General features: G+C 29.0%; 20 protein-coding genes. 19 read left to right on the top strand and 1 reads right to left on the bottom strand.

Features of this window, described 5'->3' with window-relative positions; genetic code table 11:
- Positions 1-10: 10 nt before the first annotated feature.
- Positions 11-1,534 carry a YifB family Mg chelatase-like AAA ATPase gene (locus ACYUEW_RS09785; RefSeq protein ID WP_042384705.1) on the bottom strand — a complete coding sequence of 508 codons (1,524 nt, stop codon included), beginning with the start codon at positions 1,532-1,534 and terminating at the stop codon, positions 11-13.
- 198 nt (positions 1,535-1,732) lie between these two features.
- Between ACYUEW_RS09785 and dprA the strand changes: the two genes are divergently transcribed.
- From dprA to infB, 19 genes are all read left to right on the top strand, one after another.
- Positions 1,733-2,818, top strand: a complete 1,086-nt coding sequence (gene dprA, locus ACYUEW_RS09780) for a DNA-processing protein DprA (protein WP_460276667.1) — start codon at positions 1,733-1,735, stop codon at positions 2,816-2,818.
- Between the two features lie 511 nt (positions 2,819-3,329).
- Positions 3,330-5,420, top strand: coding sequence for a type I DNA topoisomerase (gene topA, locus ACYUEW_RS09775; RefSeq protein ID WP_042385490.1), 2,091 nt, complete (start codon positions 3,330-3,332; stop codon positions 5,418-5,420).
- Between the two features lie 205 nt (positions 5,421-5,625).
- Positions 5,626-6,402, top strand: a complete 777-nt coding sequence (gene codY / locus ACYUEW_RS09770) for a GTP-sensing pleiotropic transcriptional regulator CodY (RefSeq protein WP_003484839.1) — start codon at positions 5,626-5,628, stop codon at positions 6,400-6,402.
- 236 nt (positions 6,403-6,638) lie between these two features.
- On the top strand, positions 6,639-7,340 hold the full coding sequence (rpsB, locus tag ACYUEW_RS09765) for a 30S ribosomal protein S2 (protein ID WP_003484846.1): 702 nt from the start codon (positions 6,639-6,641) through the stop codon (positions 7,338-7,340).
- 87 nt (positions 7,341-7,427) lie between these two features.
- Positions 7,428-8,351, top strand: a complete 924-nt coding sequence (gene tsf / locus ACYUEW_RS09760) for a translation elongation factor Ts (RefSeq protein ID WP_003484862.1) — start codon at positions 7,428-7,430, stop codon at positions 8,349-8,351.
- A 384-nt stretch (positions 8,352-8,735) separates the two neighbouring features.
- On the top strand, positions 8,736-9,452 hold the full coding sequence (gene pyrH / locus ACYUEW_RS09755) for a UMP kinase (RefSeq protein WP_003484863.1): 717 nt from the start codon (positions 8,736-8,738) through the stop codon (positions 9,450-9,452).
- Between the two features lie 15 nt (positions 9,453-9,467).
- Positions 9,468-10,022 (top strand): ribosome recycling factor, encoded by a 555-nt coding sequence (gene frr / locus ACYUEW_RS09750; protein ID WP_003484864.1) that lies wholly within the window; start codon positions 9,468-9,470, stop codon positions 10,020-10,022.
- A 66-nt stretch (positions 10,023-10,088) separates the two neighbouring features.
- Positions 10,089-10,847 (top strand): isoprenyl transferase, encoded by a 759-nt coding sequence (locus ACYUEW_RS09745; RefSeq protein ID WP_003484867.1) that lies wholly within the window; start codon positions 10,089-10,091, stop codon positions 10,845-10,847.
- A gap of 24 nt (positions 10,848-10,871) precedes the next feature.
- On the top strand, positions 10,872-11,669 hold the full coding sequence (locus tag ACYUEW_RS09740) for a phosphatidate cytidylyltransferase (protein WP_460276666.1): 798 nt from the start codon (positions 10,872-10,874) through the stop codon (positions 11,667-11,669).
- Positions 11,670-11,998: 329 nt separating this feature from the next.
- Positions 11,999-12,979, top strand: a complete 981-nt coding sequence (locus tag ACYUEW_RS09735; protein WP_043032130.1) for an AI-2E family transporter — start codon at positions 11,999-12,001, stop codon at positions 12,977-12,979.
- A gap of 29 nt (positions 12,980-13,008) precedes the next feature.
- Positions 13,009-14,166 carry a 1-deoxy-D-xylulose-5-phosphate reductoisomerase gene (gene dxr, locus ACYUEW_RS09730; protein WP_460276665.1) on the top strand — a complete coding sequence of 386 codons (1,158 nt, stop codon included), beginning with the start codon at positions 13,009-13,011 and terminating at the stop codon, positions 14,164-14,166.
- 44 nt (positions 14,167-14,210) lie between these two features.
- The gene (gene rseP, locus ACYUEW_RS09725; RefSeq protein WP_003484878.1) at positions 14,211-15,221 is read left to right on the top strand and encodes an RIP metalloprotease RseP; all 1,011 of its coding nucleotides are present in this window, start codon (positions 14,211-14,213) and stop codon (positions 15,219-15,221) included.
- Positions 15,222-15,362: 141 nt separating this feature from the next.
- Positions 15,363-16,412, top strand: coding sequence for a flavodoxin-dependent (E)-4-hydroxy-3-methylbut-2-enyl-diphosphate synthase (gene ispG, locus ACYUEW_RS09720; RefSeq protein ID WP_042384710.1), 1,050 nt, complete (start codon positions 15,363-15,365; stop codon positions 16,410-16,412).
- 278 nt (positions 16,413-16,690) lie between these two features.
- The gene (locus ACYUEW_RS09715) at positions 16,691-20,989 is read left to right on the top strand and encodes a PolC-type DNA polymerase III (protein ID WP_460276664.1); all 4,299 of its coding nucleotides are present in this window, start codon (positions 16,691-16,693) and stop codon (positions 20,987-20,989) included.
- Between the two features lie 304 nt (positions 20,990-21,293).
- Complete coding sequence (gene rimP / locus ACYUEW_RS09710) at positions 21,294-21,755, top strand: ribosome maturation factor RimP (RefSeq protein ID WP_003484881.1); 462 nt, start codon at positions 21,294-21,296, stop codon at positions 21,753-21,755.
- Between the two features lie 16 nt (positions 21,756-21,771).
- Complete coding sequence (gene nusA / locus ACYUEW_RS09705) at positions 21,772-23,136, top strand: transcription termination factor NusA (RefSeq protein WP_003484882.1); 1,365 nt, start codon at positions 21,772-21,774, stop codon at positions 23,134-23,136.
- A gap of 52 nt (positions 23,137-23,188) precedes the next feature.
- Positions 23,189-23,461: an RNase P modulator RnpM gene (gene rnpM / locus ACYUEW_RS09700; protein ID WP_003484883.1), complete on the top strand. Its 273-nt coding sequence runs from the start codon at positions 23,189-23,191 to the stop codon at positions 23,459-23,461.
- The gene (locus tag ACYUEW_RS09695) at positions 23,448-23,765 is read left to right on the top strand and encodes a ribosomal L7Ae/L30e/S12e/Gadd45 family protein (protein ID WP_460276663.1); all 318 of its coding nucleotides are present in this window, start codon (positions 23,448-23,450) and stop codon (positions 23,763-23,765) included. Before rnpM ends, ACYUEW_RS09695 begins: the two co-directional genes overlap by 14 nt.
- A 17-nt stretch (positions 23,766-23,782) precedes the next feature.
- Positions 23,783-25,849: a translation initiation factor IF-2 gene (infB, locus tag ACYUEW_RS09690; RefSeq protein ID WP_265203976.1), complete on the top strand. Its 2,067-nt coding sequence runs from the start codon at positions 23,783-23,785 to the stop codon at positions 25,847-25,849.
- The last annotated feature ends 9 nt before the right edge of the window (positions 25,850-25,858 follow it).

The following is a 25,858-nucleotide window of genomic DNA, read 5'->3' as shown; positions in this document are numbered from 1 at the left end:
TCACCTTTCGTTATACTATATCATTATTTATAAATTTTCTATATTGTAGAGCTTCTATTATATCTTCCTTTTGAATTTTGCCATTACTATTTAAGTCAGCTATGGTTCGAGCAACTTTAAGTATACGGCCATAGGATCTAACACTTAAATTAAACCTATCATATATTTTCTCTAATATATTGGAAGCTCCTATATTTAAATTACAGTATTTTTTTAAATGGATTCTTTTCATTTGGGAATTAGTATAAATCCCTTCATTAAGAAACCTCTTCTCTTGTATTTTTCGTGCTATATTTACTCTTTCTTTTATAGCATCAGAGGATTCTGAATTTTTATTATTCCTAATTTCAGTATAGGATAAAGAAGGAACAAAGGTAAAAATATCAATTCTATCTAAAAGTGGCCCAGAAAGTTTATTTAAGTACCTTTTAATTTCATAATCGCTGCAGCTGCAAGGTTTTTCAGAACCTAAGAAGCCACAAGGACAGGGATTTAAAGTTCCTAGTAATATAAAATTTGAGTTATAAGTAGCGGTACCATTAAATCTACTTATAGTTATTTTTTTATCTTCTAAAGGTTGCCTTAAAGCTTCTAATACTGCTTTTTTAAATTCTAATATTTCATCTAAAAACAAAATACCGTTGTGAGCTAAAGAAATTTCCCCAGGAATTAAATGTATTCCACCTCCAGTTAAGGCTGCCTGAGAGGAAGTACTATGGGGATTTCTAAAAGGTCTTTTGGTTATTAATGAACCATTTTTATCTAATTTACCAGCTATACTATATATTTTAGTTACTTCTAAAGATTCTTCATAATTTAATTCAGGAATTATAGAAGGGAATCTTTCAGCTAGCATAGTTTTACCGCAACCAGGAGGACCGGACATTATTACATTATGAGAGCCTGCTGCAGCTATTTCTAAAGCTCTTTTTGAGCTTTCTTGACCAGTTATTTCAGAGAAATCTTTTTCTTTTACTGTATTAGAAGCTATGTTGTTTGTATCAATTTTATGTGGAAGTAAATCTTTGTAACAAATAAAATGAATAACTTCTTTTAAATTGGAAAAGGGATAAACATTTATTTTATCTAGCATAGCACATTCATTAGCATTACTTATAGGAACTATAAAGTTAAAATAATTGTTTTCTAAAGCTTCTAAGGCTATAGGAAGAGCACCCCTTATTTTATTTATCTCTCCAAATAGTGAAAGTTCCCCTAAAATTATATAACTCTTTAAGGATTCATCATTGATTTGCTCCGTAGCAGCTAATATAGCAAGAGCTATAGGTAAATCAAAGGAAGAACCTTCTTTTCTTATATCAGCAGGGGACAGATTTACTGTTATTTTGCTTATAGGAAACTCATAACCTGAGTTTGTTATTGCGGATTTTACCCTTTCTTTGGATTCTTTAACGGAGGTATCTGCAAGACCTACTATATTAAAGGCAGGAAGACCATGACTTATATCTACTTCTACAGATATTAAATTACAGCAAGCTCCATTTAAGGTAGCTGTAATAACTTTACTAGTCAAAAAAATCACCTCATAATTTAATATATATTTTATTTCATATATAATTTATAAAAATATATCTTTATATTATATAAATTATTGACTATTTATTTAAATATATAAGTATTTTCTAATATTTATTTTTTTATATGGTAAAAATGAATAAAAAAATAATATTTGACCACAATTTAAAGATAAAATTATAAAAAGGTGATAAGAATGATAGAGTTAAATTTATGGTATGCTAGTGCCAAGGTTTCAAATAATATAAAAACAAAATTATTACAGGAATTTAAGTCTGTATCCAATATATTTGATTATGTACAAAATTTTAAATATGAAGAAAATATAAATAAAAACATAGTTAAAGTAATAAACAATTTTAAAATGGCCTGGAATAAAGAAAAAATAAAAAATATGAAAAATAAGATATTACAAGACAATATCAAAATAATAAACTATATGGAAAAAGAATATCCATCCAAATTAAGAAACTATGAAGATGCACCAGCTGTGTTGTTCTATAAAGGGAATATAGAAAGGTTAAATAATCTTAAAAGTGCCGCTATCGTAGGTTCTAGAAAGTGTTCTACCTATGGTATGAAGGTAAGCAAAATTATAAGTGAAACTTTGGCTGATAATAACATAATGGTAGTTAGTGGAATGGCTAAAGGTATAGACTATTATGCTCATTTATATTGTATAGAGAATAAAGGTTTTACTACAGCAATTTTAGGTAGTGGTATTGATGTTGTATACCCAAAGCAAAATAAAAAAATATATGATATTATAAGTGATGATGGATGTGTAATATCTGAATTCTTACCAGGAACACCACCTTTATCCTATAATTTCCCTAGGCGAAATAGAATAATTAGTGGAGTAAGTGATATAGTAATAGTTGTAGAAGCGGGAGAAAAGAGTGGATCATTAATAACTACAGAAATAGCTTTAGAACAAGGAAAGGATGTAGTAGCAGTTCCAGGTTCTATATTTTCCAGGGAAAGCATAGGTACAAATAAAATTATAAAAGAAGGCGCCTATGTATTTACAACTGTAGAAGATATTTTAAATTATATGGGTATAGAAAAAATAAAAATAAATAATAATAAGAATAACAAGGTGGCTTTAAAGGACAGCTTGCAGGGAAAAGTTTACAATGTATTAAGCCATGAACCTAAACATATAGATGACTTATTAAAATTAATGGATATTGACATAAAACATTTATATGAGGTATTATTTGAATTGCAGCTAAAAAAAGAAATAATTTGTTTGGCTGGCAACTATTATGTTAAATCCTAATGGGTAGAGTATAATATAAAAATATAGAGTTTATATATTACACATAAAAGTGTTTGTAGGTATATATAAATATTATAAAAACCTGTTTATCCAAGTGCTACCATTGATAATATTCCTATAGACTTTTTGAGAGGGCATCACCAAAACAGCAGTCTATGGAGACGACTCATTACAAATCAGCACTTTGAGTAAGCGATTCATTCTAAATCATAGATTTGGGTTCGCTACTTAAGATTTGAGGTATTTGTTTTTATGAAAGTGGGAGCTAAGCACTGCTAAGTACCTGGATAAGTTTTTTTTATGTTCAGATGGAGAAAAGTAATTATTTTAAAGAAACTCCACCTGAATCTAAGAATCACTTGATATAACATTAAGTTAATGTATAATTCTCACTAAGGTTTAATAAAAATAGTAGCACCATAAAAAGGGTGTAATTTTAAATTTAGTATATCAGGTAAGGGGGTGTGACTCTGGTTATTAGTTTTACCAGAGAAATAGAATGGGACAAAAAATGGGACAAAATTTAGTAATAGTAGAATCACCAGCAAAAGCTAAAACCATAAAGAAATATTTAGGAAAGAACTATGTAGTTGAGGCATCAATGGGACATGTAAGAGATTTACCTAAAAGTCAGTTAGGTGTTGATATAGAAAACAATTATGATCCTAAGTATATAACAATAAGAGGAAAAGGTGAACTTTTAGATAAGCTTAGAAAAGAAGCTAAAAAAAGCTCTAAAGTATATTTAGCAACGGACCCGGATAGAGAGGGAGAAGCTATTTCTTGGCATTTAGCTCATGTTTTAAAAATAGATGAGAACGAGGAATGTAGAATAGAATTTAATGAGATAACTAAAACTTCTATAAAGAAAGCAATAAAATCTCCGAGAAAAATAAATGAAAATGTAGTAGACGCTCAGCAAGCAAGAAGAGTTTTGGATAGATTAGTAGGATATAAAATAAGCCCTATACTATGGAGCAAGATTAAATGGGGATTAAGTGCAGGTAGAGTTCAATCTGTGGCTTTAAGAATGATATGCGATAGAGAAAGAGAAATTGAAGAATTTATACCAAAAGAGTATTGGACTATAGAATGTGAGGTACATAAGGAAAAAAATAAAAAGCCTTTCATAATAAAGTTAACTACTAAATCAGGAAAAAAAATAGAGATAACTAATGAAGAGGAAGCTATTGAAGTAATACAAGACTTAAAAAAAGGTGAATTTATTGTAAAAAAAATAAAGAAGACAAAGAAAAATAAAAATCCTTTACCACCTTTTACTACAAGTACTCTTCAACAGGATTCTTATAAGAAATTAAATTTTCCTACTAAAAAGACTATGTCTATAGCTCAACAACTATATGAAGGTATAGATATTAAGGGCTTCGGTGCAGTAGGTCTTATAACTTACATGAGAACGGATTCTATAAGAATATCAGAAGAAGCTCAAAAATCAACTTTAGAGCATATCAAAAGTAATTTTGGAGAGGAATATATACCAAAAACTCCAAGAGTTTTTAAAGGAAAGAAAAATATACAGGATGCCCATGAAGCTATAAGACCAACTAATATTGGAATAACTCCTACACTGGCTAAGGAAAGCTTAACACCTCAACAATATAAACTATACGAATTAATATGGAAAAGGTTTGTAGCAAGCCAAATGGCTTCTTGTATTCTAGATTCAACATCTATAAGTATAGAAAATGGCAAATATGGATTAAGAGCTAGTGGATCCTTAATAGCTTTTGATGGTTTCATGAAGGTATATGAATATTCTACAGAAGAAGAAAAGGATAGTATAAAGATACCTCAATTAGAAGAAAATGAAATACTAAAAGAAAAATCTATAAATAAAAGTCAGCATTTTACCCAACCACCAGCTAGGTATTCAGAAGCTTCTTTAGTAAAAACTTTAGAAGAAAATGGTATAGGAAGGCCAAGTACTTATGCTCCTATTATATCTACTATATTAGATAGAAAATATGTAGAAAGAGAGAAAAAAACATTAAAACCTACAGAACTAGGAGACATAGTAAATAACATAGTAAGTGAATATTTTAAACAAATAGTGGATCTAGAATTTACAGCGGATATGGAAAATAAGCTAGATTATATAGAGGAAGGAAAAAAATCATGGAGAGAGGTAGTAGATGATTTCTTTCAGCCATTAAAAAAATCCATAGAAATAGCAGAAAAAGAAATAGCAAAAGTAACCATTGAAGATAAAGTAACAGATGTAATATGTGAAAAATGTGGAAGAAATATGGTTATAAAACATGGAAGATATGGAGATTTCTTAGCATGTCCAGGATATCCGGATTGTAAAAATACTAAACCTATAGTAGAGGAAATAGATGTTAAGTGTCCTAAATGTGGAGATGGAAAAGTTTTAATAAAGAAAAGTAGAAAAGGTAGAAAGTTTTATGGATGCAGTAATTATCCAGACTGTGATTTTGTAAGTTGGTCAGAACCTGTAAAAGAAAAGTGTGAAGAATGTGGAAGCTACATGGTAAAAAAACAAAGTAAAGCTAAAGGTGAATACTATGAATGTGCTAATTCAGAATGTAAGCATAGAAAATATTTAAATAATAAAGAGTAATGTATTAATAATTAATTTATATAAATAATTGTTATTTATATATCTTAAATGTTGAAATAAAGAAACCCTTATGTTATTATAGATAAGGACAGGCAACAATTCTAAATATTTTTAATAGTCAAAATTTTTAGAGACATAATATAAAAAGGCAGCAGGAATCAATATATAAATTAAAGTAAAAGAGGTAATATAAGGAGGAAAACCCATGAGTTCATTACTAGATAAAACAAGAATGTTGAATAGAATATTGCAAAAATCAGGTACAGAACCAGTAGATTTCGAAGATATATGTGATTTATTAAGTGATGTTTTAGAGTGCAACGTATATATAATTAGTAGAAAAGGAAAGATATTGGGATCTAAATTTTATTCAGGATTTGAATGTGATGAAGTAAGGGAAGTTGTTTTAAAAGAAAATAGATTCCCAGACTTCTACAATAATAAATTGTTAAATGTAAATGAAACTTTATCAAATTCACCTAACCATGATAAATGTGTATTTGATAATTTAAAGGATTGTTCAATAAATAATAAATTATCAACAATAGTTCCTATAAATGGAAACAGAGAAAGATTAGGTACATTACTATTAGCTAGATTTGATAAAGAATTTACTGATGAAGACTTAGTGTTAGCAGAATATAGTGCTACAATAATTGGTCTTGAAATATTAAGATCAAAACAGGATCAAATAGAAGAAGAAGCAAGAAAAAAAGCTGTGGTTCAATTAGCTATAGGAACATTATCTTATTCAGAATTAGAAGCTGTAGAACATATATTTAATGAATTAGATGGTACAGAAGGATTATTAGTAGCATCTAAAATAGCAGATAAAGTTGGAATAACAAGATCTGTTATAGTAAATGCATTAAGAAAATTTGAAAGTGCAGGGGTAATCGAATCAAGATCCCTAGGTATGAAAGGTACTCATATTAGAATATTAAATGACAAGCTTTTAGAAGAATTAAAGAAGATAAAATAGTAAAGAAGTCTTAGGACTTCTTTATTTTTTAGTATAATTATGAAAGAATTCTTAGGTAGGTAATTGTTGGATAAAAATATACCAAAATTTTTTTGAAATTATTATTGAATAACATAGTAGGGTGTGATATACTACCTAAGGAGAAAATACACACATTATCTAATTTTATAAATGGTGCCTTAAGGGGTAGTTTATAAATATAAGGGTAATGGAGGAAAAACCAAGGAGGTAAATTTATGTCAGTTATATCAATGAAACAATTATTAGAAGCAGGTGTTCATTTTGGACATCAAACAAGAAGATGGAACCCTAAAATGGCTCCATACATATTTACAGAAAGAAATGGAATTTACATTATCGATTTACAAAAAACAGTTAAAAAAGTAGAAGAGGCTTATAATTTCTTAAGATCAGTTGCAGAAGAAGGAAAAGATGTATTATTTGTAGGAACTAAGAAACAAGCTCAAGAAGCTATAGAAGAGGAAGCTAAAAGATCAGAAATGCACTTTGTTAACAATAGATGGTTAGGTGGAATGTTAACAAACTTTACAACTATAACAGCTAGAATAAACAAATTAGAAGAATTAGATAAGATGGAAGAAGATGGAACATTTGAAGTTCTTCCTAAAAAAGAAGTTATAAAATTAAAAAATGAAAGAGAAAAACTAGAAAAGAACTTAGGTGGAATAAGAAAGTTAGATGCAGATAATGTAGGAGCTATGTTCGTTGTTGATCCAAGAAAAGAAAAGAATGCTATATTAGAAGCTAAAAGACTTGGAATTCCAGTTGTAGCTATAGTAGATACAAACTGTGATCCAGACGAAGTAGATTTCGTAATTCCAGGAAATGATGATGCTATAAGAGCTGTAAGATTAATAGCAGCAAAAATGGCTGATGCTGTTCTTGAAGGAAGACAAGGTGAACAATTAGCAGAATAATTTAGCTATTATAAATGAAAAATATAAGGTAGGTGAGACTAATCTCTCATTTACCTTTTAAATTAGTTAAAATAGGAGGAATATATAATGATCAGTGCTAAAATGGTAAAAGATCTAAGAGAAAAAACTGGCGCAGGAATGATGGATTGTAAAAAAGCTTTAACTGAATGTGATGGAGATTTAGAAAAGGCTGTAGAAGTATTAAGAGAAAAAGGGTTAGCAGCCGCTGCTAAAAAATCAGGAAGAGTAGCTGCAGAAGGTATTGTAAGCACATACATATCTGAAGACATGAAAAATGGATCAATAGTAGAATTCAACTGTGAAACAGATTTCGTTTCAGTAAACGAATTATTTGTAGAGTTAGCAAACAATTTATCAAAACAAGCAGCTTTTTCAAATGTTTCAACTGCAGAAGAATTATTAGAAGAAAAATATATAGCAGATGAAAGCAAATTAGTTAAAGATGTAATAACTGAATTAATAGCTAAATTAGGTGAAAACATGAACTTAAGAAGAATAGCTAAACTTTCAGTAGATAAAGGTGTTATAACAAGCTATATCCATGGTGGTGGAAGAATCGGTGTTCTTGTAAAATTAGCTTGTGAAAAAGAAGATGCAAAATTAGCTGAGATAGCTAAAGACGTAGCAATGCAAGTTGCAGCTACAAATCCATTATTCTTAAATAGAGATGGTGTTGATATGGACACTTTAGAAAAAGAAAAAGAAATATACAGAGTTCAAGCTTTAAACGAAGGAAAACCAGAAAAAGTTGTTGAAAAGATGGTTATGGGAAGAATCAACAAATACTATAAAGAAAACTGTTTAGTTGAACAACTTTGGGTTAAAAACGGAGATTACACTATAACTAAATACTTACAAGAACAATCAAAAGAAATCGGTGCAGATATAACTGTAGAAGCTTTCGTAAGATACGAAAAAGGCGAAGGTATAGAAAAGAAAGAAGAAGACTTTGCTGAAGAAGTTCAAAGACAAATGAACCAAGGTAAATAATTAAAAAAGAGAACACTGAGTGTTCTCTTTTTTTGAAAAATAAGTTAATGATAAATCCTATAAGAAACGTAGAAAATCAAAGCATTTTTAAAATTATAAAAAGCTTTATTATTGATAAATATTTACTTGTTATAATCTTATAGAAGAACTTATAAAGAGTAATAACTACTGGAAACATTGTAGAAGGTAGCGATGGTATAATTTTATATGATATAATATGATAAATAAAGTTAAATAGAATTTTATACAAATGCTATGCATAAGGAAATGATTTCTATAAAATTCCTGTTGTGCTTTATAGAAATATTAAATTTCTTTTAACCTAGAATTGAAGTTATAATACATAATATATTTAATTTAAAATAATTTGGAGGTATAATATAGATGAATGAACCAAAGTATAAGCGCGTTATGTTAAAGCTATCAGGAGAAGCTTTGTCAGGGGAAAAAGGTTTTGGATTTGATTTTGATTTTACTAAGGAAATATCAGAACAAATAAAAAAATTAGTTGACATGGGAATAGAAGTAGGCGCAGTAGTTGGTGGAGGAAATATTTGGAGAGGCAGAAGTGGTTCAGATATGGATAGAACCACAGCAGATTATATGGGAATGTTGGCTACTTGTATAAATGCTTTAGCCCTTCAAGATTCATTAGAACAACTTGGAGTTAATACTAGAGTTCAAACTGCTATAGAAATGAAAGAAATTGCAGAACCATTTATAAGAAGAAGAGCTATGAGACATTTGGAAAAAGAAAGAGTGGTAATATTTGCATCTGGAACAGGTAATCCATATTTTTCAACTGATACAGCAGCAGCATTAAGAGCGGCAGAAATAGAAGCAGATGTTATATTACTTGCTAAAAAAGTAGATGGGGTTTATGATAAAGATCCTCATAAGTATGATGATGCTAAAAAATATAATAAATTATCTTATATAGAAGTATTAGAACAAGGATTACAAGTGATGGATTCTACAGCTACTTCTTTATGTATGGATAATGATATTCCTATATTAGTTTTTGGATTAGATGAACCTTGTAATATAATAAAAGCTGTAACTGGAGAAGAAATAGGTACTCTAGTTTCAAATTCAAAATAAGGGGAGGTTATTTAAGTGATAAAAGAAATATTAAAAAAAGCAGATGAAAAGATGGGGAAAACTATTGTAGCTTTAAAAAGAGAATTAGCTTCAATGAAGGCTGGTAGAGCTAATCCAGCTATGCTTGATAGAATAGAAGCAGAATATTATGGTTCTATGACTCCACTAAATCAATTAGGAAATATATCTGTACCAGAAGCAAGGGTTCTTTTAATACAACCTTGGGATAAAAGTGCTTTATCAGCTATAGAGAAAGCTATATTAAAATCAGATTTAGGTTTAAATCCTTCTAATGATGGTACTGTAATAAGACTTGTTATACCAGAATTAACAGAAGAAACAAGAAAAAACATAGTTAAAACTGTGAAAAAAACTGGAGAAGAAGCAAAAGTAGCTATAAGATCTATAAGAAGAGATTGTAATGATGACGTTAAGAATCTAAAAAAAGATGATGTTTCAGAAGATGATATTAAAAAAGCAGAAGATGATATTCAAAAGAAAACAGATAAATATATAAAAGAAGTAGATTCTATAATAAGTGTAAAAGAAAAGGAAATACTATCTATATAAACATTATAACCTGCTTATCAGCAGGTTTTTTAATAATTTAGAAGTAAATATGTTGGGGGGAACTTTATGAAAAACTTTTTTTCAAGTAACAAAAAAGCTAGTACAGATATGAATTTAGATATGAACAATATACCAAAACATATTGCTATCATAATGGATGGAAACGGAAGATGGGCAAAGGAAAGAAGTTTGCCTAGAACTATGGGACACAAAGCCGGTGTCGAGACTATAAGAGAAATAGTTAAAGAATGCGATAAATTAGGTGTTAAGTACTTAACCTTATATGCTTTTTCTACAGAAAACTGGAAAAGACCAAAAGATGAGGTTAGCGCTCTTATGACTTTATTAGTTCAATATTTAAGAAAGGAAGTCAAGGAGCTTAATGAAAACAATGTAATAGTTAATGCAATAGGCGATATGGAAAAATTACCAGAGATGTGCATAAAGGAATTAGAGAAAGCCTATGAAGAAACTAAAAATAACACAGGGTTAGTGCTAAATTTAGCCTTAAATTATGGTGGTAGAGATGAGATAATAAGGGCAGTAAAATATATATATGAAGATATAACAGCAGGAAAGATAAAAGAAGAGGAAATAAATGAAGAACTTATTTCTAATTATCTTTATACAAAGGGAATGGCAGATCCAGATTTAATAATAAGACCTAGCGGCGAAAAAAGAATAAGTAATTTTTTATTATGGCAATGCGCTTATTCAGAATTTTGGTATTCAGATATAAAATGGCCTGATTTTAAAAAAGAGCATCTTCATAAGGCCATATATGATTATCAAAATAGAGATAGAAGATTTGGATCTGTAAAATAACCTTTTAGAATAGGAGAGAATAACATGAATAGTAGATATATAGGGGCGTTAGTGTTAGCACCCTTTGTAATATTCCTATTTATAGGAGGAGTATTTTTAAAGTGGGGTATATTAGCAATTTCTTTAGGTGGTATGTATGAGTTTTATAAAGTAATTAAAAACAAAGGTATACATCCCATAGAGATAGTAGGATACTTATTATGTTTAATATACTATATACCACTTTTAAATAGTATAAATTATAAAAATATTTTTTATATAACTACTTTAGCTGTTTTTATACTTCTAGCTATACCAGTTATAAATTTAAAGTACAATTTTATAGATGTGGCAATAACACTTTTAGGATTTTTATATGTGCCCGTATTTTTTAGTTTCATAGTTTTAGTTAATAATAAAACTCACGGAAATTATTTAGTGTGGCTTATATTTATTTCTGCTTGGCTTTGTGATACTACAGCTTATTATGTAGGAAAGTATTTAGGAAAGAATAAATTATGTCCTAAAGTAAGTCCCAAAAAAACCATAGAGGGCTCTATAGGTGGAATAATAGGAGCTTCAGTAGCCTGCACTATATTTGGAATGGCTATATTTAAATTTGGAGTTAATATAGAAATTATACATTATATATTAATAGGTCTTATATGTGGGATAGTTTGTCAATTTGGAGACTTGGTAGCTTCATCCATAAAAAGATATGCAGGAGTAAAAGATTATAGCAATTTAATACCAGGCCATGGAGGAATATTAGATAGATTTGATAGTATTTTATTTTCATCAGTGGCAGTGTATTATTATTTAACTTTTATATTACAACTTTAAAATAAAATATAAGCAAAAGAGCTCAATCTATATTTATTCTTAGATTGAGTTTTTTAGTATAATTAATAATTAAAACAGCAATATTACAAATAAAATATAGTTAATATGAATTTGAATAGCTTATTTAATTCTTGCATTGGTATGCATAAAAATAAAATTAATAATATAAATAAGGGAACAGAGGGAACAATAGAATTAGTAAAGACTAGTTTATATTTAAAATTGCATTAAAATTTAATTGTAGTTGTTTTAGTTTTTATAAAGGAGCTTAATATATGAGCTTTATTATGAATATATTTATGTAGAAAGCAATAATAGGAGAAAAGGATTTGAGGCATTATAAACATAAATATAAAGATATAATCTATGCTATAATAATATTCATAATATTTTTTTTATTAGCTCTATTACTTAAAAATTATTTTAAGCCCTTTTTTATAATATTAGTTTTACTTTTTTTATGTAACCCTATTTATAATTTTTTATGTAGTAAAAAATTATTTAATAATAATGTAAATTCTATTATAAGCATAATTTTAGTAAATCTTATATTGTTTTTATTAATTTTTTTAATAGGAAATTTTATTTATAATCATTTTATATTATTAAAAGGGTACTATTATAATTTTAAAACAGAGATAGATTGTTTCCTAGGTGGTATAAACAAAGTGTTAAATATAAACAAACATATATTTAACAAAAATTTAAATAATATAGATACAACTTTATTAAATGGAGACTTTTTTAGAAAAGGAGCTAGTTACACCACAGAATGGATTTTTGCATATTTTATAGCTAGTCTTTCTATATACTTTATTTTGGTGGATAAATATGCTATATTAGAAAATATTAAAAAATATATAGGTGTTAATGAATTTGAAAAAATTAAAGATAAAATATATAAATTAAAGGAAATAATAAAGATAGAATGTTTTTTAGTTATATTTACCACATTTCAAACCATAACAGGTTTAAAAATATTAAATATAAATAACTATTTAATATTAGGAGTGTTATGTGGTATATTAGACATGTTACCTTACATAGGAACAGTTGTAATTTTTTTACCCTTAATATTATACCAATTCTATACAAAAAATTATGTAATATTTTTAGGTCTTATATGTCTTTATTTATTATTAATAATAACGAGACAAATATTAGAAACTAAGTTTATGAGCTCTAAGCTTCAATTACCTGCTTTAGCTATAATAATATCTATATATATAGGATTTAAAATTTTAGGGTTTTTAGGTTTACTTCTAGGACCATTATATATAATAACCCTTAAAGAATTTGTAAAAACTTAAATGAAAGTTATTAGAGGAGAGATGACATTTTGAAGAACATAACTATATTAGGAGCTACAGGTTCTATTGGAACCCAAACTTTAGATGTAATAAGAAAAGAAGAAGAAGATTTAAAATTAGTAGCTATATCCGCAAACAAAAGTTATAAAAAAGTTATAGAAATTATAAAGGAATTTAAACCGAAGTATGCGGTTTTAATGGAAGAGAATGCCTTTAAAATAGTAGAAGATTTTTGTATAGATAATAAAATAGATACAAAAGTTTTAAAAGGTATGGAAGGGATGATATATATAAGCACCTTAGAGGAGGTAAATACAGTAGTTACCTCTGTGGTAGGAATGATAGGATTAGTTCCAACCATAAAAGCTATAGAAAGTGGAAAAGATATAGCTTTAGCTAACAAAGAAACCTTAGTAGTAGCTGGAGAACTAGTTATTAGTAAAGCTAAAGAACATAATGTAAATATATTGCCTGTAGATTCAGAACACGGAGCTATTTTTCAATGCTTAAGAGGAAATAAAAAGGAAGAAGTTAAAAATATAATAGTAACGGCTTCAGGAGGACCTTTTAGAGGTAGAAAAAAGGAAGAACTTATAGAGGTAAAACCAGAGCATGCTCTTAAACATCCTAAATGGAATATGGGAAGAAAAATATCTATAGATTCTGCCACATTAATGAATAAAGGATTAGAAGTTATAGAAGCTCATTTTTTATTTGGTGTGGATTATGAAGATATAAAAGTAGTGGTACATCCACAAAGTATAGTTCATTCTATGGTGGAATATAAAGATGGAAGTGTAATAGCACAAATGGCAACTCCAGATATGAAATTACCTATACAATATGCCTTGAATTATCCCAATAGGAAAGAAAGTCAAATAGAACCTTTAGATTTTTATAAAATATCTGATCTAACCTTTGAAAAGCCAGATATGGATACATTCTTACCATTAAAGTTAGCTTATGAAGCAGGGAAAAAAGGCGGAGTAATGCCAGCTATATTAAATGGAGCAAATGAGGTAGCTGTAGACTTATTTTTAAAGGGTAAAATAGAATTTTTACAAATAGGTGATCTATTACAAGAATGCATGAATAAATTTTATAGACCTATGGAAGCTACATTAGAGAATGTAATAAGTGTAGATAAGGAAGTTAGAGAGTATTTAGGTAAAAAATATGATATATAATAATAAAATTAATTTATAGGTACAATTTTGAGGGAGGTTAGTTAATGTATATAATAGCGGCTATTTTAGCCTTTGGCATATTAGTTTTAGTCCATGAATTTGGTCATTTTATTATGGCTAAAGCAAATGGTATAAAAGTTGAGGAATTTTCTATAGGTATGGGCCCAAAACTTATAGGAATAAAGGGTAAAGAAACAGAATATTTAATAAAACTTTTACCAATAGGTGGCTATGTAAAAATGCTAGGAGACGAAGAAAAAAGTACAGATGAAAGAGCTTTTAATAACAAATCTCCTTTAAGAAAATTAAGTGTAGTGGTGGCAGGTCCTTTTATGAATTTAGTATTAAGCGTAGTCTTATTTGCTATATTAGCGTCTCAAAGAGGATACTGGGCACCTATAGTAGAAAAAGTAGTACCAAATGGTCCAGCAGCGGTGGCAGGATTTATGCCAGGAGATAAAATAGTAAAGGTTAATGATAAAAAGATAACTACTTGGGATGATTTTGTTGCAGTTATTTATTCAGGAGATGGAACACCTTTAAATGTAAAATTCACACGAGATAATGTAGAGAACAATATTAAGTTAACTCCTATTAAAGATACTAAAGAAAATAGATATATGATAGGTATATATCCTACACTAATAGAAAATTTAAGTTTTAAAGAATCTGTAAAACAGGGATTTACACAAACAGGATCCTTAGTAAAACAAACTGTTGGATTTTTTAAAACCCTATTCCAAGGAAAGGTTTCTAAAAATGATGTAGGAGGACCATTAACTATAATTAAAGTTTCAGGAAAAGTAGCTAAAGAGGGTGTAATGAGTTTAATGGCTTTTACAGCTTATATAAGCTTACAATTGGCTATATTTAATATTATACCTTTCCCAGCTTTAGATGGAGGATATATATTCTTATTTTTATTTGAAGCTATTACAGGAAAAAGAGTAGATGAAAATAAAGTAGGGTTTGTAAATTATATAGGCTTTGCTATATTAATGGGTCTGATGGTGTTAGTAACTATAAAAGATATATTATATCCTATAAAATTTTGATAAATTTAAGGTTTAAAGGGATTAAAGTAATTTTTTAAGCAAATTTCACCTGAATCTAAAGATAGATTAATAAGAAACTTTATTTAAGCCCAAAGATTGCTTGATTTTATTCAGGTCAATTTAAAGCTAGGAGATGAAACAATGATGAGAAAGCCAACTAGAAAAGTTAAAGTAGGAAGTATATATGTAGGAGGAGATTCTCCTATATCTATACAATCTATGACCAATACAGATACTAGAGATATTAAAAGTACACTAAATCAAATAAATAAGTTAGATAAAATAGGTTGCGATATAATAAGATGCGCGGTTCCAGATATGGAAGCTAGCGAAGCTTTAAAAATAATAACTAAAGAATCAAAAATTCCAGTGGTGGCAGACATACATTTTGATTATAAATTAGCTTTAGAATCTATAAAAAATGGAGTAGATGCCTTAAGAATAAATCCAGGGAATATAGGTTCTATGGAAAGAGTTAAGATGGTAGCAGAAGCCGCAAAGGAAAAGTCTATTCCTATAAGGATAGGAGTAAACTCAGGTTCATTAAAAAAAGATATATTAGATAAATATGGTAGAGTATGCCCAGAAGCATTAGTAGAAAGTGCCCTTCAGCATGTGAGCATATTAGAAAAATGCAATTTTAATGATATAGTAATATCTATAAAGTCTTCTAATGTTATGCAAATGATAGAAAGTTATAGATTAATATCAGAAAAAGTAAATTATCCTTTGCATTTAGGAGTTACAGAAGCAGGAACTACATTTAGAGGAACTATAAAATCTAGTGTAGGTATAGGTACCCTACTGGCAGAAGGTATAGGAGATACTATAAGAGTATCTATTACAGGAGATCCGCTACAAGAAATTAAAATAGGAAAAGAAATATTAAGATCTCTAGGATACGTAAATGAAGGAATAGAATTTGTATCCTGCCCAACCTGTGGGAGAACGAATATAGACTTAATATCCATAGCCGAGGAAGTAGAAAAAAGACTTTTAAACTGTAATAAAAATATTAAAGTAGCGGTAATGGGCTGTGTAGTTAACGGACCTGGAGAAGCAAGAGAGGCAGATATAGGTATAGCAGGAGGCAAAGGAGAAGGGCTTATATTCAAAAAGGGAGAGATTATAAAAAAAGTTAAAGAAGAAGATATAATAGATGAACTTATAAAAGAAATAGAAAAGATGTAATTTGTGAATGTTTTAGTTTATTTAAATTAATTTGAATTTCAACATACATAGAAGATAGAGTATAAAGAAAGTTCTTAGTTTTAGATATTAGGGTTTTAACTCTAATTTAAAGTTAGGAAATGTTTATCTAGAGGCGTAGAATTCATTCCTTTATGGATGATAGTCATTAGATAAAAATTACTTTAAATTTTAAGTTGAAATTCATTTTTTTATTTTTATAAATGTGATAATATATTTATTATGTTTTAATGGATAACATTACTCTTAGGAGGAATAATATGGAGAATACTTCAGTTAGTGATTTGCAAAAGGAAATAAATAAAGAAGAGTTTGATATAGATAAAGAAATAAAAATAGTAAGAGTTCAGTATTTTAGAAAAAAAAATAAACTAAAAATAATACTAAAATCCATTAGTAATTTTACTAAAGAAAAGGAAGATCATATAAAAAATATATTAAAGAAGAGATTCTCTATGGTGGAGGATTTTCAAATAATTTGCTATAAGGATTTATCCCATGTTACCTTAGAGGAACTTTCAAAAAAATATTGGGTAGATATAGTTAATTTAGCTTCTTCTTCTGTACCTATTGCAAGGGATTGTCTTTTAAAATCTAAAAGAGAAGTGTTAGAAGATAGTATAAATATAACCTATAATAATGAATTTTTATGTAGGTTTCTTTCAAAAAATAAATTCGAAGGTAAATTGAAATCCTATATAAGGGATATATTTGGAATAGAATGCAATATAAAATTAGAATATGATAAATCCTTTAACGAAGAGGACTACTTTAAGACTATAGAAACTATGGAAAAGTCCATGATAAAAAATGTTTTAGGTGAAATTAAATCTAAAGAAAAGAAAGTAGTTAAAAAAGAAAATTCCCCAAAGCCTAGTGAAAATGAAGGTAAGGATAATTCTATCATACTAGGAAGAAGTATAAGAGAAGATAGTATATTCATGAAAGATCTAAATGAAAATTCTGGCATAGTTGTAGTATGTGGAGATATATTTAAAAAAGAAGTTATAGAAACAAAGACCGGGAGAAAAATAGTAACTTTCTTTATAACAGATTATACTAACTCTATGACAGTTAAACTGTTTCCAAGGCCTAAGGATGCAGATAGAATAATAGAAGAAATAAAAGAAGGGATTTATTGCAAAGTTAGAGGTGAAGTAGTAAATGACCCTTATGCAAGAGAATGTGTAATAATGGCAAAGGATATAGTAAAAACTACAAAAATAGAAAAAATGGATATAGCAGAGGAAAAAAGAGTAGAACTTCATATGCACAGTCAAATGAGTGCCATGGATGGGATGACTCCAGTATCAGAATTAGTGAAAAGAGCTGCTAAATGGGGCCATAAAGCAGTGGCTATTACAGATCATGGTGTAGTTCAGGCTTATCCAGATGCAATGTCTGCAGCTAAAAAAGGTAATATAAAAGTTATATACGGAATAGAAGCTTATCTTGTAGATGATGGAGTACCTATTGTATCTAAAGCAGGGGATAAAACCATAGAGGATACTTTTGTAGTTTTTGATTTAGAAACAACAGGTTTTTCCAGTAAAAATGATAAAATAATAGAAATAGGTGCAGTAAAGATAGAAAAGGGAAAAATAGTAGATAGGTTTAGTGAATTTGTAAATCCAGAAAGGAGCATACCAGAGAAAATAACAGAACTTACAAGCATAACAGATGATATGGTAGATGATAAAGAAGCTATAGATAAAATACTTCCAAGATTTATAGAGTTTATAGGAGACTCTGTGGTGGTTGCTCATAATGCAGCCTTTGATGTATCTTTTATAAATAAAAATTGTAAAGATTTAAAAATAGAATTTAAAAATAGTGTAATGGATACGGTAACATTAAGCAGATTTTTATTCCCTGAATTAAAGAGATATAAATTAAATGTCATAGCAAAGCATTTAGGCATATCTCTAGAGAATCATCATAGGGCTGTGGATGATGCTAAAGCCACAGCAGATATCTTATTAAAGTCTTTTGAAATGTTAAAAGAAAAAGAAATAATTACCTTACATAATTTAAATAAGGAATTTTTAGGGAATATAAATATAAAAAAAGAGCCCACCTATCATTTAATAATTTTGGCTAAAAATGCAGTAGGTCTTAAAAATTTATATAAATTAGTTTCTAAATCTAATCTGGAGTATTTCTTTAAAAGACCAAGAATGGCAAAAAGCCTTATAAATGAGTATAAAGAAGGACTTATAATAGGTTCTGCCTGTGAGGCGGGTCAAATATATAAAGAAATATTAAAGGGAAAAACAAAAGAAGAATTAAAAAATATGATAGATTTTTATGATTATTTAGAGATACAACCTTTAGGTAACAATGAATTTCTTGTAAAAAATGGTTCTGTAAAAGATGAGGAAGAACTTAAAGAAATAAATAAAAAAATATGTGAATTAGGGGAGTTTTATAATAAACCTGTGGTGGCCACCTGTGATGTGCATTTTTTAGATGAAGAACATGAAGTATTTAGAAGAATATTAATGTCAGGTCAAGGTTTTAGTGATGCAGACAATCAACCACCTCTTTATTTTAGAACCACAGAGGAAATGCTTAAAGAATTTGAGTATTTAGGAGAGGAAAAGGCAAAGGAAGTAGTAATTTATAATACAAACAAGATAGCGGACATGATAGATGAAATAAAACCAATTCCAGAGGAAACTTTTCCACCTAAGATAGAGGGTGCGGAAGAAGATATAAGAAATATGACTATAAAAAAAGCTCATGATATATATGGAGATCCACTTCCTGAAATAGTAGAAAAAAGATTAACAAAGGAATTAAATTCTATAATAAATAATGGTTATGCTGTACTTTATTTGATAGCCCATAAACTAGTAGCTAAATCCTATGAAGATGGATACTTGGTAGGTTCCAGAGGATCCGTTGGATCTTCCTTTGCAGCTACTATGTCAGATATTACAGAGGTTAATGGATTACCACCTCATTATATATGTCCTAAATGTAAATATAGTGAATTCTTTACAGATGGATCTGTAGGTTCAGGAGCGGATTTAGAGGATAAGGATTGCCCAAAGTGTGGAACTAAATTAATAAAAGATGGTCATGATATACCCTTTGAAACTTTTTTAGGTTTTGAAGGAGATAAAGAACCGGATATAGATTTAAACTTTTCAGGAGAATATCAAGGGGTAGTTCATAAATATACAGAAGTTTTATTTGGAAAGGGCCATGTTTTTAAAGCAGGAACTATTGGTACTATAGCTGAAAAAACTGCCTATGGGTTTGTAAAAAAATATTTAGATGAAAAGAATATAAAAGCCAACAATGCAGAAATAGAAAGATTATCTAAGGGATGTACAGGAGTTAAAAGAACATCAGGACAACATCCAGGAGGCATTATGGTTGTACCGGCAGATAATGAAATATTTAATTTTACACCTATACAGCATCCAGCAGATGATACAGAAAGCGACGTTATAACCACCCACTTTGATTATCATTCTATAAGTGGTAGACTTTTAAAATTAGACATATTAGGTCATGACGATCCTACAGTACTTAGAATGCTTCAGGATTTAACTCAGGTAGATCCTAAAGCTGTACCCCTAGGAGATCCAAAGGTTATAAGTTTATTCACATCTACAAAGGCTCTAGGAGTTACAGAGGAAGATATAGATTGTCCTGTAGGAACCTATGGACTCCCAGAGTTTGGAACTAAATTCGTAAGACAAATGTTATTAGATACCAAACCCAAAAGTTTTGCAGAATTGGTTAGAATATCAGGATTATCCCATGGCACAGATGTATGGCTTAATAATGCTCAGTATTTTATAAAAGAGGGGTATACTACTATAAAGGATTGTATATCTACAAGGGACGATATAATGGTATATTTACTTCAAAAGGGACTGCCACCAAAGAGTGCTTTTACAATAATGGAAAAAGTAAGAAAGGGTAAAGGTCTTACAGAGGAACAGGAGGCTCTAATGAAAGAACACGATGTGCCAGATTGGTATATAGAGTCCTGTAAGAAAATAAAGTATATGTTTCCTAAAGGTCATGCCGTAGCCTATGTAATGATGGCCATGAGAATAGCTTATTTTAAAGTTTATTATCCAAAGGCTTATTATACTACTTATTTTTCTGTTAGAGCAGATGACTTTGATGCAGATTTAATAGTAAAGGGAGAAGAAAAAATAAAAGAAAAAATGAATGAATTATATGCCATGGGCAATAATATAACTCAAAAGGATAAAGGACTTTTAACTATACTTGAAATATGTTATGAAATGTACAAAAGAGGTATAAAGTTTTTAAAGGTAGATCTATATAAATCTAATGCTACTAAATTTTTAATAGAAGGAGATAGTATAAGACCACCTTTAAGTGGCCTTCAAGGTGTAGGGAAAAATGCAGCTAAAAGCATAGAAGAAGCCAGATTAGAGGGAGAATTTATATCAAAAGAAGATTTAAGATTAAGAACTAAGGTTACAAAAACTGTTATAGAAACATTGGCAAATCATGGTTGCTTAAGGGGAATGCAGGAAACTAATCAAATATCTTTATTTAGTCTTTAGTTGAAAGTTAAATTTGAGCTACAGTTATAATGAAATGGATATTTTTATTAAAGAACTTTATGTTGTCAATAGTTATTTCTTTCGTTTCATAACTTTTCCTTGAAATTCATATTCTACTATGATAAAATAAAACTAGTAAAGAGCAAGACATATGTTAAAGCACAGAGTGGGTATAAACCCGCTCTTTCTATTTGTAAAAAAACGCAGCGCAAGTTGCGTTTTTAAATTAATATAAAATAATAGCTGATTATTTGGAAAAACTAAGTGTATAAAATATATTTTAAAATAGCAAGGAGGGGTTTTTATGAGTAAACATAGTTTGATTGAAAATCTTAAAAAGCAAATAGAGCCTATCGTTAAAGGTTTAAGCTATGATCTATATCATATAGAATTTGTTAAAGAAGGAAAAGAAAATTATTTAAGAATATATATAGATAGTGAAAGTGGTGTATCTTTAGAAGGCTGCGAAAAGGTAAGTAGAGCAGTTAGTGAATTATTAGATGACATAGATCCAATTCAAGAAAGCTACTATTTAGAAGTTTCTTCACCAGGAATTGACAGAGTTTTATATACAGATAAACATTTAGAAAAATATAAAGGCTATAATATAGTATTAAATTTATATTCACCTATAGATAAAAAGAAAAAATATGAAGGTGAATTAGTAGACTTCAATGAAAATGAGATAAATATAAAGGTTGAAGAAAACATAGTAATTATACCTAGGGAAAAGATATCAAAAACTACTTTAAAAGGGGAACTGTAAGGAGGTTAATAAAAAAATGAACCAGGAATTTGTTGAAGCATTAAAGGAAATAGTAAAAGAAAAGGGTATAAGTGCAGATCTTTTGTTTACAACTATAGAGGATGCTTTAGTAACAGCATATAAGAAAAACTATGCGAAACAAGGTGGATCAACTAATAATGTAAAGGTAATAATGAACAGAGAAAGTGGAGAAATAAAAGTATATGCTCAAAAGAAAGTAGTAGAGCTAGTAGAAGAGGAAATTGAGGAAATATCCTTAGAAGATGCTAAAGAAATCGATCCAAACTATGAATTAGAGGATATAATAAATATTGAAGTAACACCTAAAAAGTTTGGAAGAATAGCAGCTCAAGCAGCAAAACAAGTAGTTATACAAAGAATAAAAGAAGAAGAAAGAAGAATTGTATACAACGAATATATAGAAAAGGAAGAAGATATATTAACAGGGACAGTTTTAAGAAAGGATAAGGGAAATATCCTTATAAACGTAGGTAAGTCAGAGGCGGTTTTAGGACCAAATGAACAAATACCTGGAGAACAATTTAGATTTAATGAAAAAATAAAATTATATGTGGTAGAAGTGAAAAATACTACAAAAGGACCACAGGTTTTAATATCAAGAACTCATCCAGGATTAGTGAAAAGGTTATTTGAACTTGAAGTGCCAGAAATATATAATGGAGTAGTAGAAATAAAAAGCATAGCAAGAGAAGCAGGATCAAGAACTAAAATAGCAGTATATTCTAATGATGAAGCTGTAGATCCAATGGGTGCTTGTGTTGGACCTAAAGGTGTAAGGGTCCAAAATATAGTAAATGAGCTTAAAAATGAAAAAATAGACATAATAAAATGGAGTAAATTTCCAGATGAGCTTATATCCAATGCTTTAAGCCCAGCTAAAGTAATTGATGTAACTATAGTGGATGAAGAAAATAAAGCTGCAAGAGTTGTAGTAGATGATAGCCAATTATCTTTAGCTATAGGTAAAGAAGGTCAAAATGTTAGACTAGCAGCTAAGTTAACAGGTTGGAAAATAGACATAAAGAGCAAATCTCAAGCAGAAAAAGAAGAAATATTAAATTTATCTGAAACTAAAGATGAAGTAATCTTAGAGAATAAAGAAGATGACAAAGAGGAAAAAATAGATTTATATGAAGAAATGGATAGCATGGTTGAAGATACAAAAGAAAATATAAAAGAAGAGATAAGTGTATCTGAGAATAATCAAGAAGTAGATTCAGAGTTAGAAAAGGCTATGGAAGAAGTTTTTAATACTGAAGATAAATTAGAAAAAGATATAAATTTATTTGAAGATGATGATGAAAAACCAAGTATAGATACAGAAAAAGCTATAGAAGAAATCTTTAAAGATGAATTTTAATAGAATAAAAAAATCAAAAATAATTATATATAATAAAGCAGGTGATTAAAGGATGAAAGTTAAAAAAGTACCTTTAAGAATGTGCACAGGATGTAGCGAAATGAAACCTAAAAAAGAACTTATACGAGTTGTTAAAAACAAAGAAGGAGAGGTTTCAATAGATTTAACTGGCAAAAAAGCAGGAAGAGGAGCTTATATTTGTAAAGATATAGAATGCTTTAATAAAGCATATAAATCTAAAAGACTAGAAAGAAATCTAGAAATTAAACTAGATGAACAAGTTTATGAAAGATTAAAAGGTGAGATAGAAGATGATACCAAATAAGTTCCTACAGTTTTTAAGCTTAACTAAAAAAGCAGGACATTTAGTAGAAGGATACAACAAATGTGAAGAGGCTGTAACAAAAAAAATAGTTTATGCCGTTATAATATCTTGTGATGCTTCAGAAAATAGTAAGAATAAATTTAAAGTAAAATGTGAAAAAAATGATATACCTTTAATAGAAGGTTATAGTGAAAAAGAGCTAGGCAATGTATTAGGAAGAGACTTTATAAAAATATTAGCTGTAAAGGATGAATGTATGGCTAATAAGTTATTAAAATTATGGAATGATAGCCAAGAGCATTAGTTTCGGGGGTGAATAATTTGGCAAAAATAAGAGTATATGAATTAGCTAAAGAATTAAACATATCAAGTAAAGAACTTATAACATTATTAGAAGAAGAATTTAGTGTAGAAGTTAAAAACCATATGAGTGCTATAGAAGATGAGGATGCAGATCTTATAAAAGAATTATTATCAGGCAAAGAAAAATCAGAAAAAACAAAGGAAGAAGATGATGAAATAGAAACTACAGCGAAAAACCAAATAAAAGAATCAACGAATAATAAAAAATCTAATAAAAGAGAAGACAAAAATGAAAAAGTTAGCACTGAAAATGCAGAAGACATGGCTATAATAACAATGACTTCTGATACTATTACAGTAAAAGAAATATCAGATAAATTAGAAAAATCCTATGCAGAAGTTATAAAAGAACTAATGCTTATGGGTGTTATGGCCTCTGTAAATCAAGAAATAAACTTTGAAATGGCTGAGAAATTAGCAGCAAAATTTGATACAGAAATTTTAAAAGAAGATGAAGATGAGGATGAGGATTTAGAAGATATATTAAAAGATAACGAAGAAGGAGAACACTTACAAAAGAGATCACCTATTATAACTGTTATGGGTCACGTTGATCACGGAAAAACCTCTTTATTAGATGCTATAAGAAAATCAAAGGTAACTTCCACAGAGGCAGGAGGAATAACACAACATATAGGTGCTTATACTGTAGAATTAAATGGAGAAGCTATAACTTTCTTAGATACTCCAGGCCACGCAGCATTTACAGCTATGAGAGCAAGAGGTGCACAAGTTACAGATATAGTTATATTAGTAGTAGCAGCAGATGATGGAATTATGCCTCAAACTCAGGAAGCTATAAGTCACTGTAAGGCAGCTAATGTTCCATTAATAGTTGCTATAAACAAAATAGATAGACCTGGTGCTAATATAGATAAAGTAAAACAGGAATTAACAGAATATGGTTTAGTAGCAGAGGACTGGGGCGGAGATACTATATGTGTTCCAGTTTCAGCTCATACAAAAGAAGGTATAGATGACCTACTAGAAATGATACTTTTATCTTCAGAAATACTTGAATTAAAAGCAAATCCAAATAGAAAAGCAAAAGGAACAGTAGTAGAAGCTAAACTTGATAAAGGAAGAGGCCCAGTAGCTACATTACTTATTCAAAATGGTACTTTGAGAGTAGGAGATTCTATAGTAGTGGGATCTACATATGGAAGAATAAGAGCTATGTTTAATGATAAAGGCAAAAATATAAAATCAGCAGGCCCTTCTACACCAGTAGAAATACTAGGTTTATCAGAAGTTCCTGAAGCAGGAGATAAATTCTACCAAGTCAAAGATGAGAAAACTGCTAGAGGTATTGCAGATAAGAGAAAAGAAAAAATAAGAGATGAATATCTACAATCTACTCATAAGGTTTCTTTAGAAGATTTATACAATCAAATACAAGAAGGAACAGTAAAGGAATTAGGATTAATTGTAAAAGCTGATGTTCAGGGTTCTGTAGAGGCTTTAAAACAATCCTTAGAAAAGCTTTCAACAGAAGAAGTAAAGGTTAGAGTTATTCATGGTGGTGTTGGAGCTATAAACGAAACAGATGTTACATTAGCTACAGCTTCTAATGGTATTATATTAGGATTTAATGTAAGACCAGACAATAATGCTACTATAGCTTCTGAAAGAGACGGAGTAGATATTAAAACATACAGGGTTATATATGATGCTATAGAAGATATAAAATCAGCTATGTTAGGTATGCTAGAACCAGAATTCAAAGAAGTAGTTATAGGTACTGCAGAGGTTAGACAGGTTTATAAAATATCTAGTGTAGGAACTATAGCAGGAGCTTATGTTCAAACAGGTAAATTAGCTAGAAATGCAGGAGCAAGAGTAATAAGAGATGGTATAGTAATATTTGAATCAGAACTTGGATCTTTAAAGAGATTTAAAGATGATGCTAAAGAAGTTGCTCAGGGATATGAATGTGGACTTAGCATAGAAAAGTTTAATGATATAAAAGAGGGCGACATAATTGAATGCTTTATCATGGAAGAGATTAAAAAGAAAACACTATAAAGTTCTCTT

The organism is Clostridium sp. CTA-1, assembly GCF_054768215.1.
The sequence above is the reverse complement of the archived record's forward strand: the minus strand, read 5'-3'. Positions and strand labels throughout refer to the sequence as shown.

What these genes read in the sequence shown, in the direction of transcription:
- dprA (WP_460276667.1), top strand. Translation starts at nt 1,733, where the DNA reads ATGATAGAGTTAAATTTATGGTATGCTAGTGCCAAGGTTTCAAATAAT.
- topA (WP_042385490.1), top strand. Translation starts at nt 3,330, where the DNA reads ATGGGACAAAATTTAGTAATAGTAGAATCACCAGCAAAAGCTAAAACC.
- codY (WP_003484839.1), top strand. Translation starts at nt 5,626, where the DNA reads ATGAGTTCATTACTAGATAAAACAAGAATGTTGAATAGAATATTGCAA.
- rpsB (WP_003484846.1), top strand. Translation starts at nt 6,639, where the DNA reads ATGTCAGTTATATCAATGAAACAATTATTAGAAGCAGGTGTTCATTTT.
- tsf (WP_003484862.1), top strand. Translation starts at nt 7,428, where the DNA reads ATGATCAGTGCTAAAATGGTAAAAGATCTAAGAGAAAAAACTGGCGCA.
- pyrH (WP_003484863.1), top strand. Translation starts at nt 8,736, where the DNA reads ATGAATGAACCAAAGTATAAGCGCGTTATGTTAAAGCTATCAGGAGAA.
- ACYUEW_RS09745 (WP_003484867.1), top strand. Translation starts at nt 10,089, where the DNA reads ATGAAAAACTTTTTTTCAAGTAACAAAAAAGCTAGTACAGATATGAAT.
- ACYUEW_RS09740 (WP_460276666.1), top strand. Translation starts at nt 10,872, where the DNA reads ATGAATAGTAGATATATAGGGGCGTTAGTGTTAGCACCCTTTGTAATA.
- rseP (WP_003484878.1), top strand. Translation starts at nt 14,211, where the DNA reads ATGTATATAATAGCGGCTATTTTAGCCTTTGGCATATTAGTTTTAGTC.
- ispG (WP_042384710.1), top strand. Translation starts at nt 15,363, where the DNA reads ATGATGAGAAAGCCAACTAGAAAAGTTAAAGTAGGAAGTATATATGTA.
- ACYUEW_RS09715 (WP_460276664.1), top strand. Translation starts at nt 16,691, where the DNA reads ATGGAGAATACTTCAGTTAGTGATTTGCAAAAGGAAATAAATAAAGAA.
- rimP (WP_003484881.1), top strand. Translation starts at nt 21,294, where the DNA reads ATGAGTAAACATAGTTTGATTGAAAATCTTAAAAAGCAAATAGAGCCT.
- nusA (WP_003484882.1), top strand. Translation starts at nt 21,772, where the DNA reads ATGAACCAGGAATTTGTTGAAGCATTAAAGGAAATAGTAAAAGAAAAG.
- rnpM (WP_003484883.1), top strand. Translation starts at nt 23,189, where the DNA reads ATGAAAGTTAAAAAAGTACCTTTAAGAATGTGCACAGGATGTAGCGAA.
- ACYUEW_RS09695 (WP_460276663.1), top strand. Translation starts at nt 23,448, where the DNA reads ATGATACCAAATAAGTTCCTACAGTTTTTAAGCTTAACTAAAAAAGCA.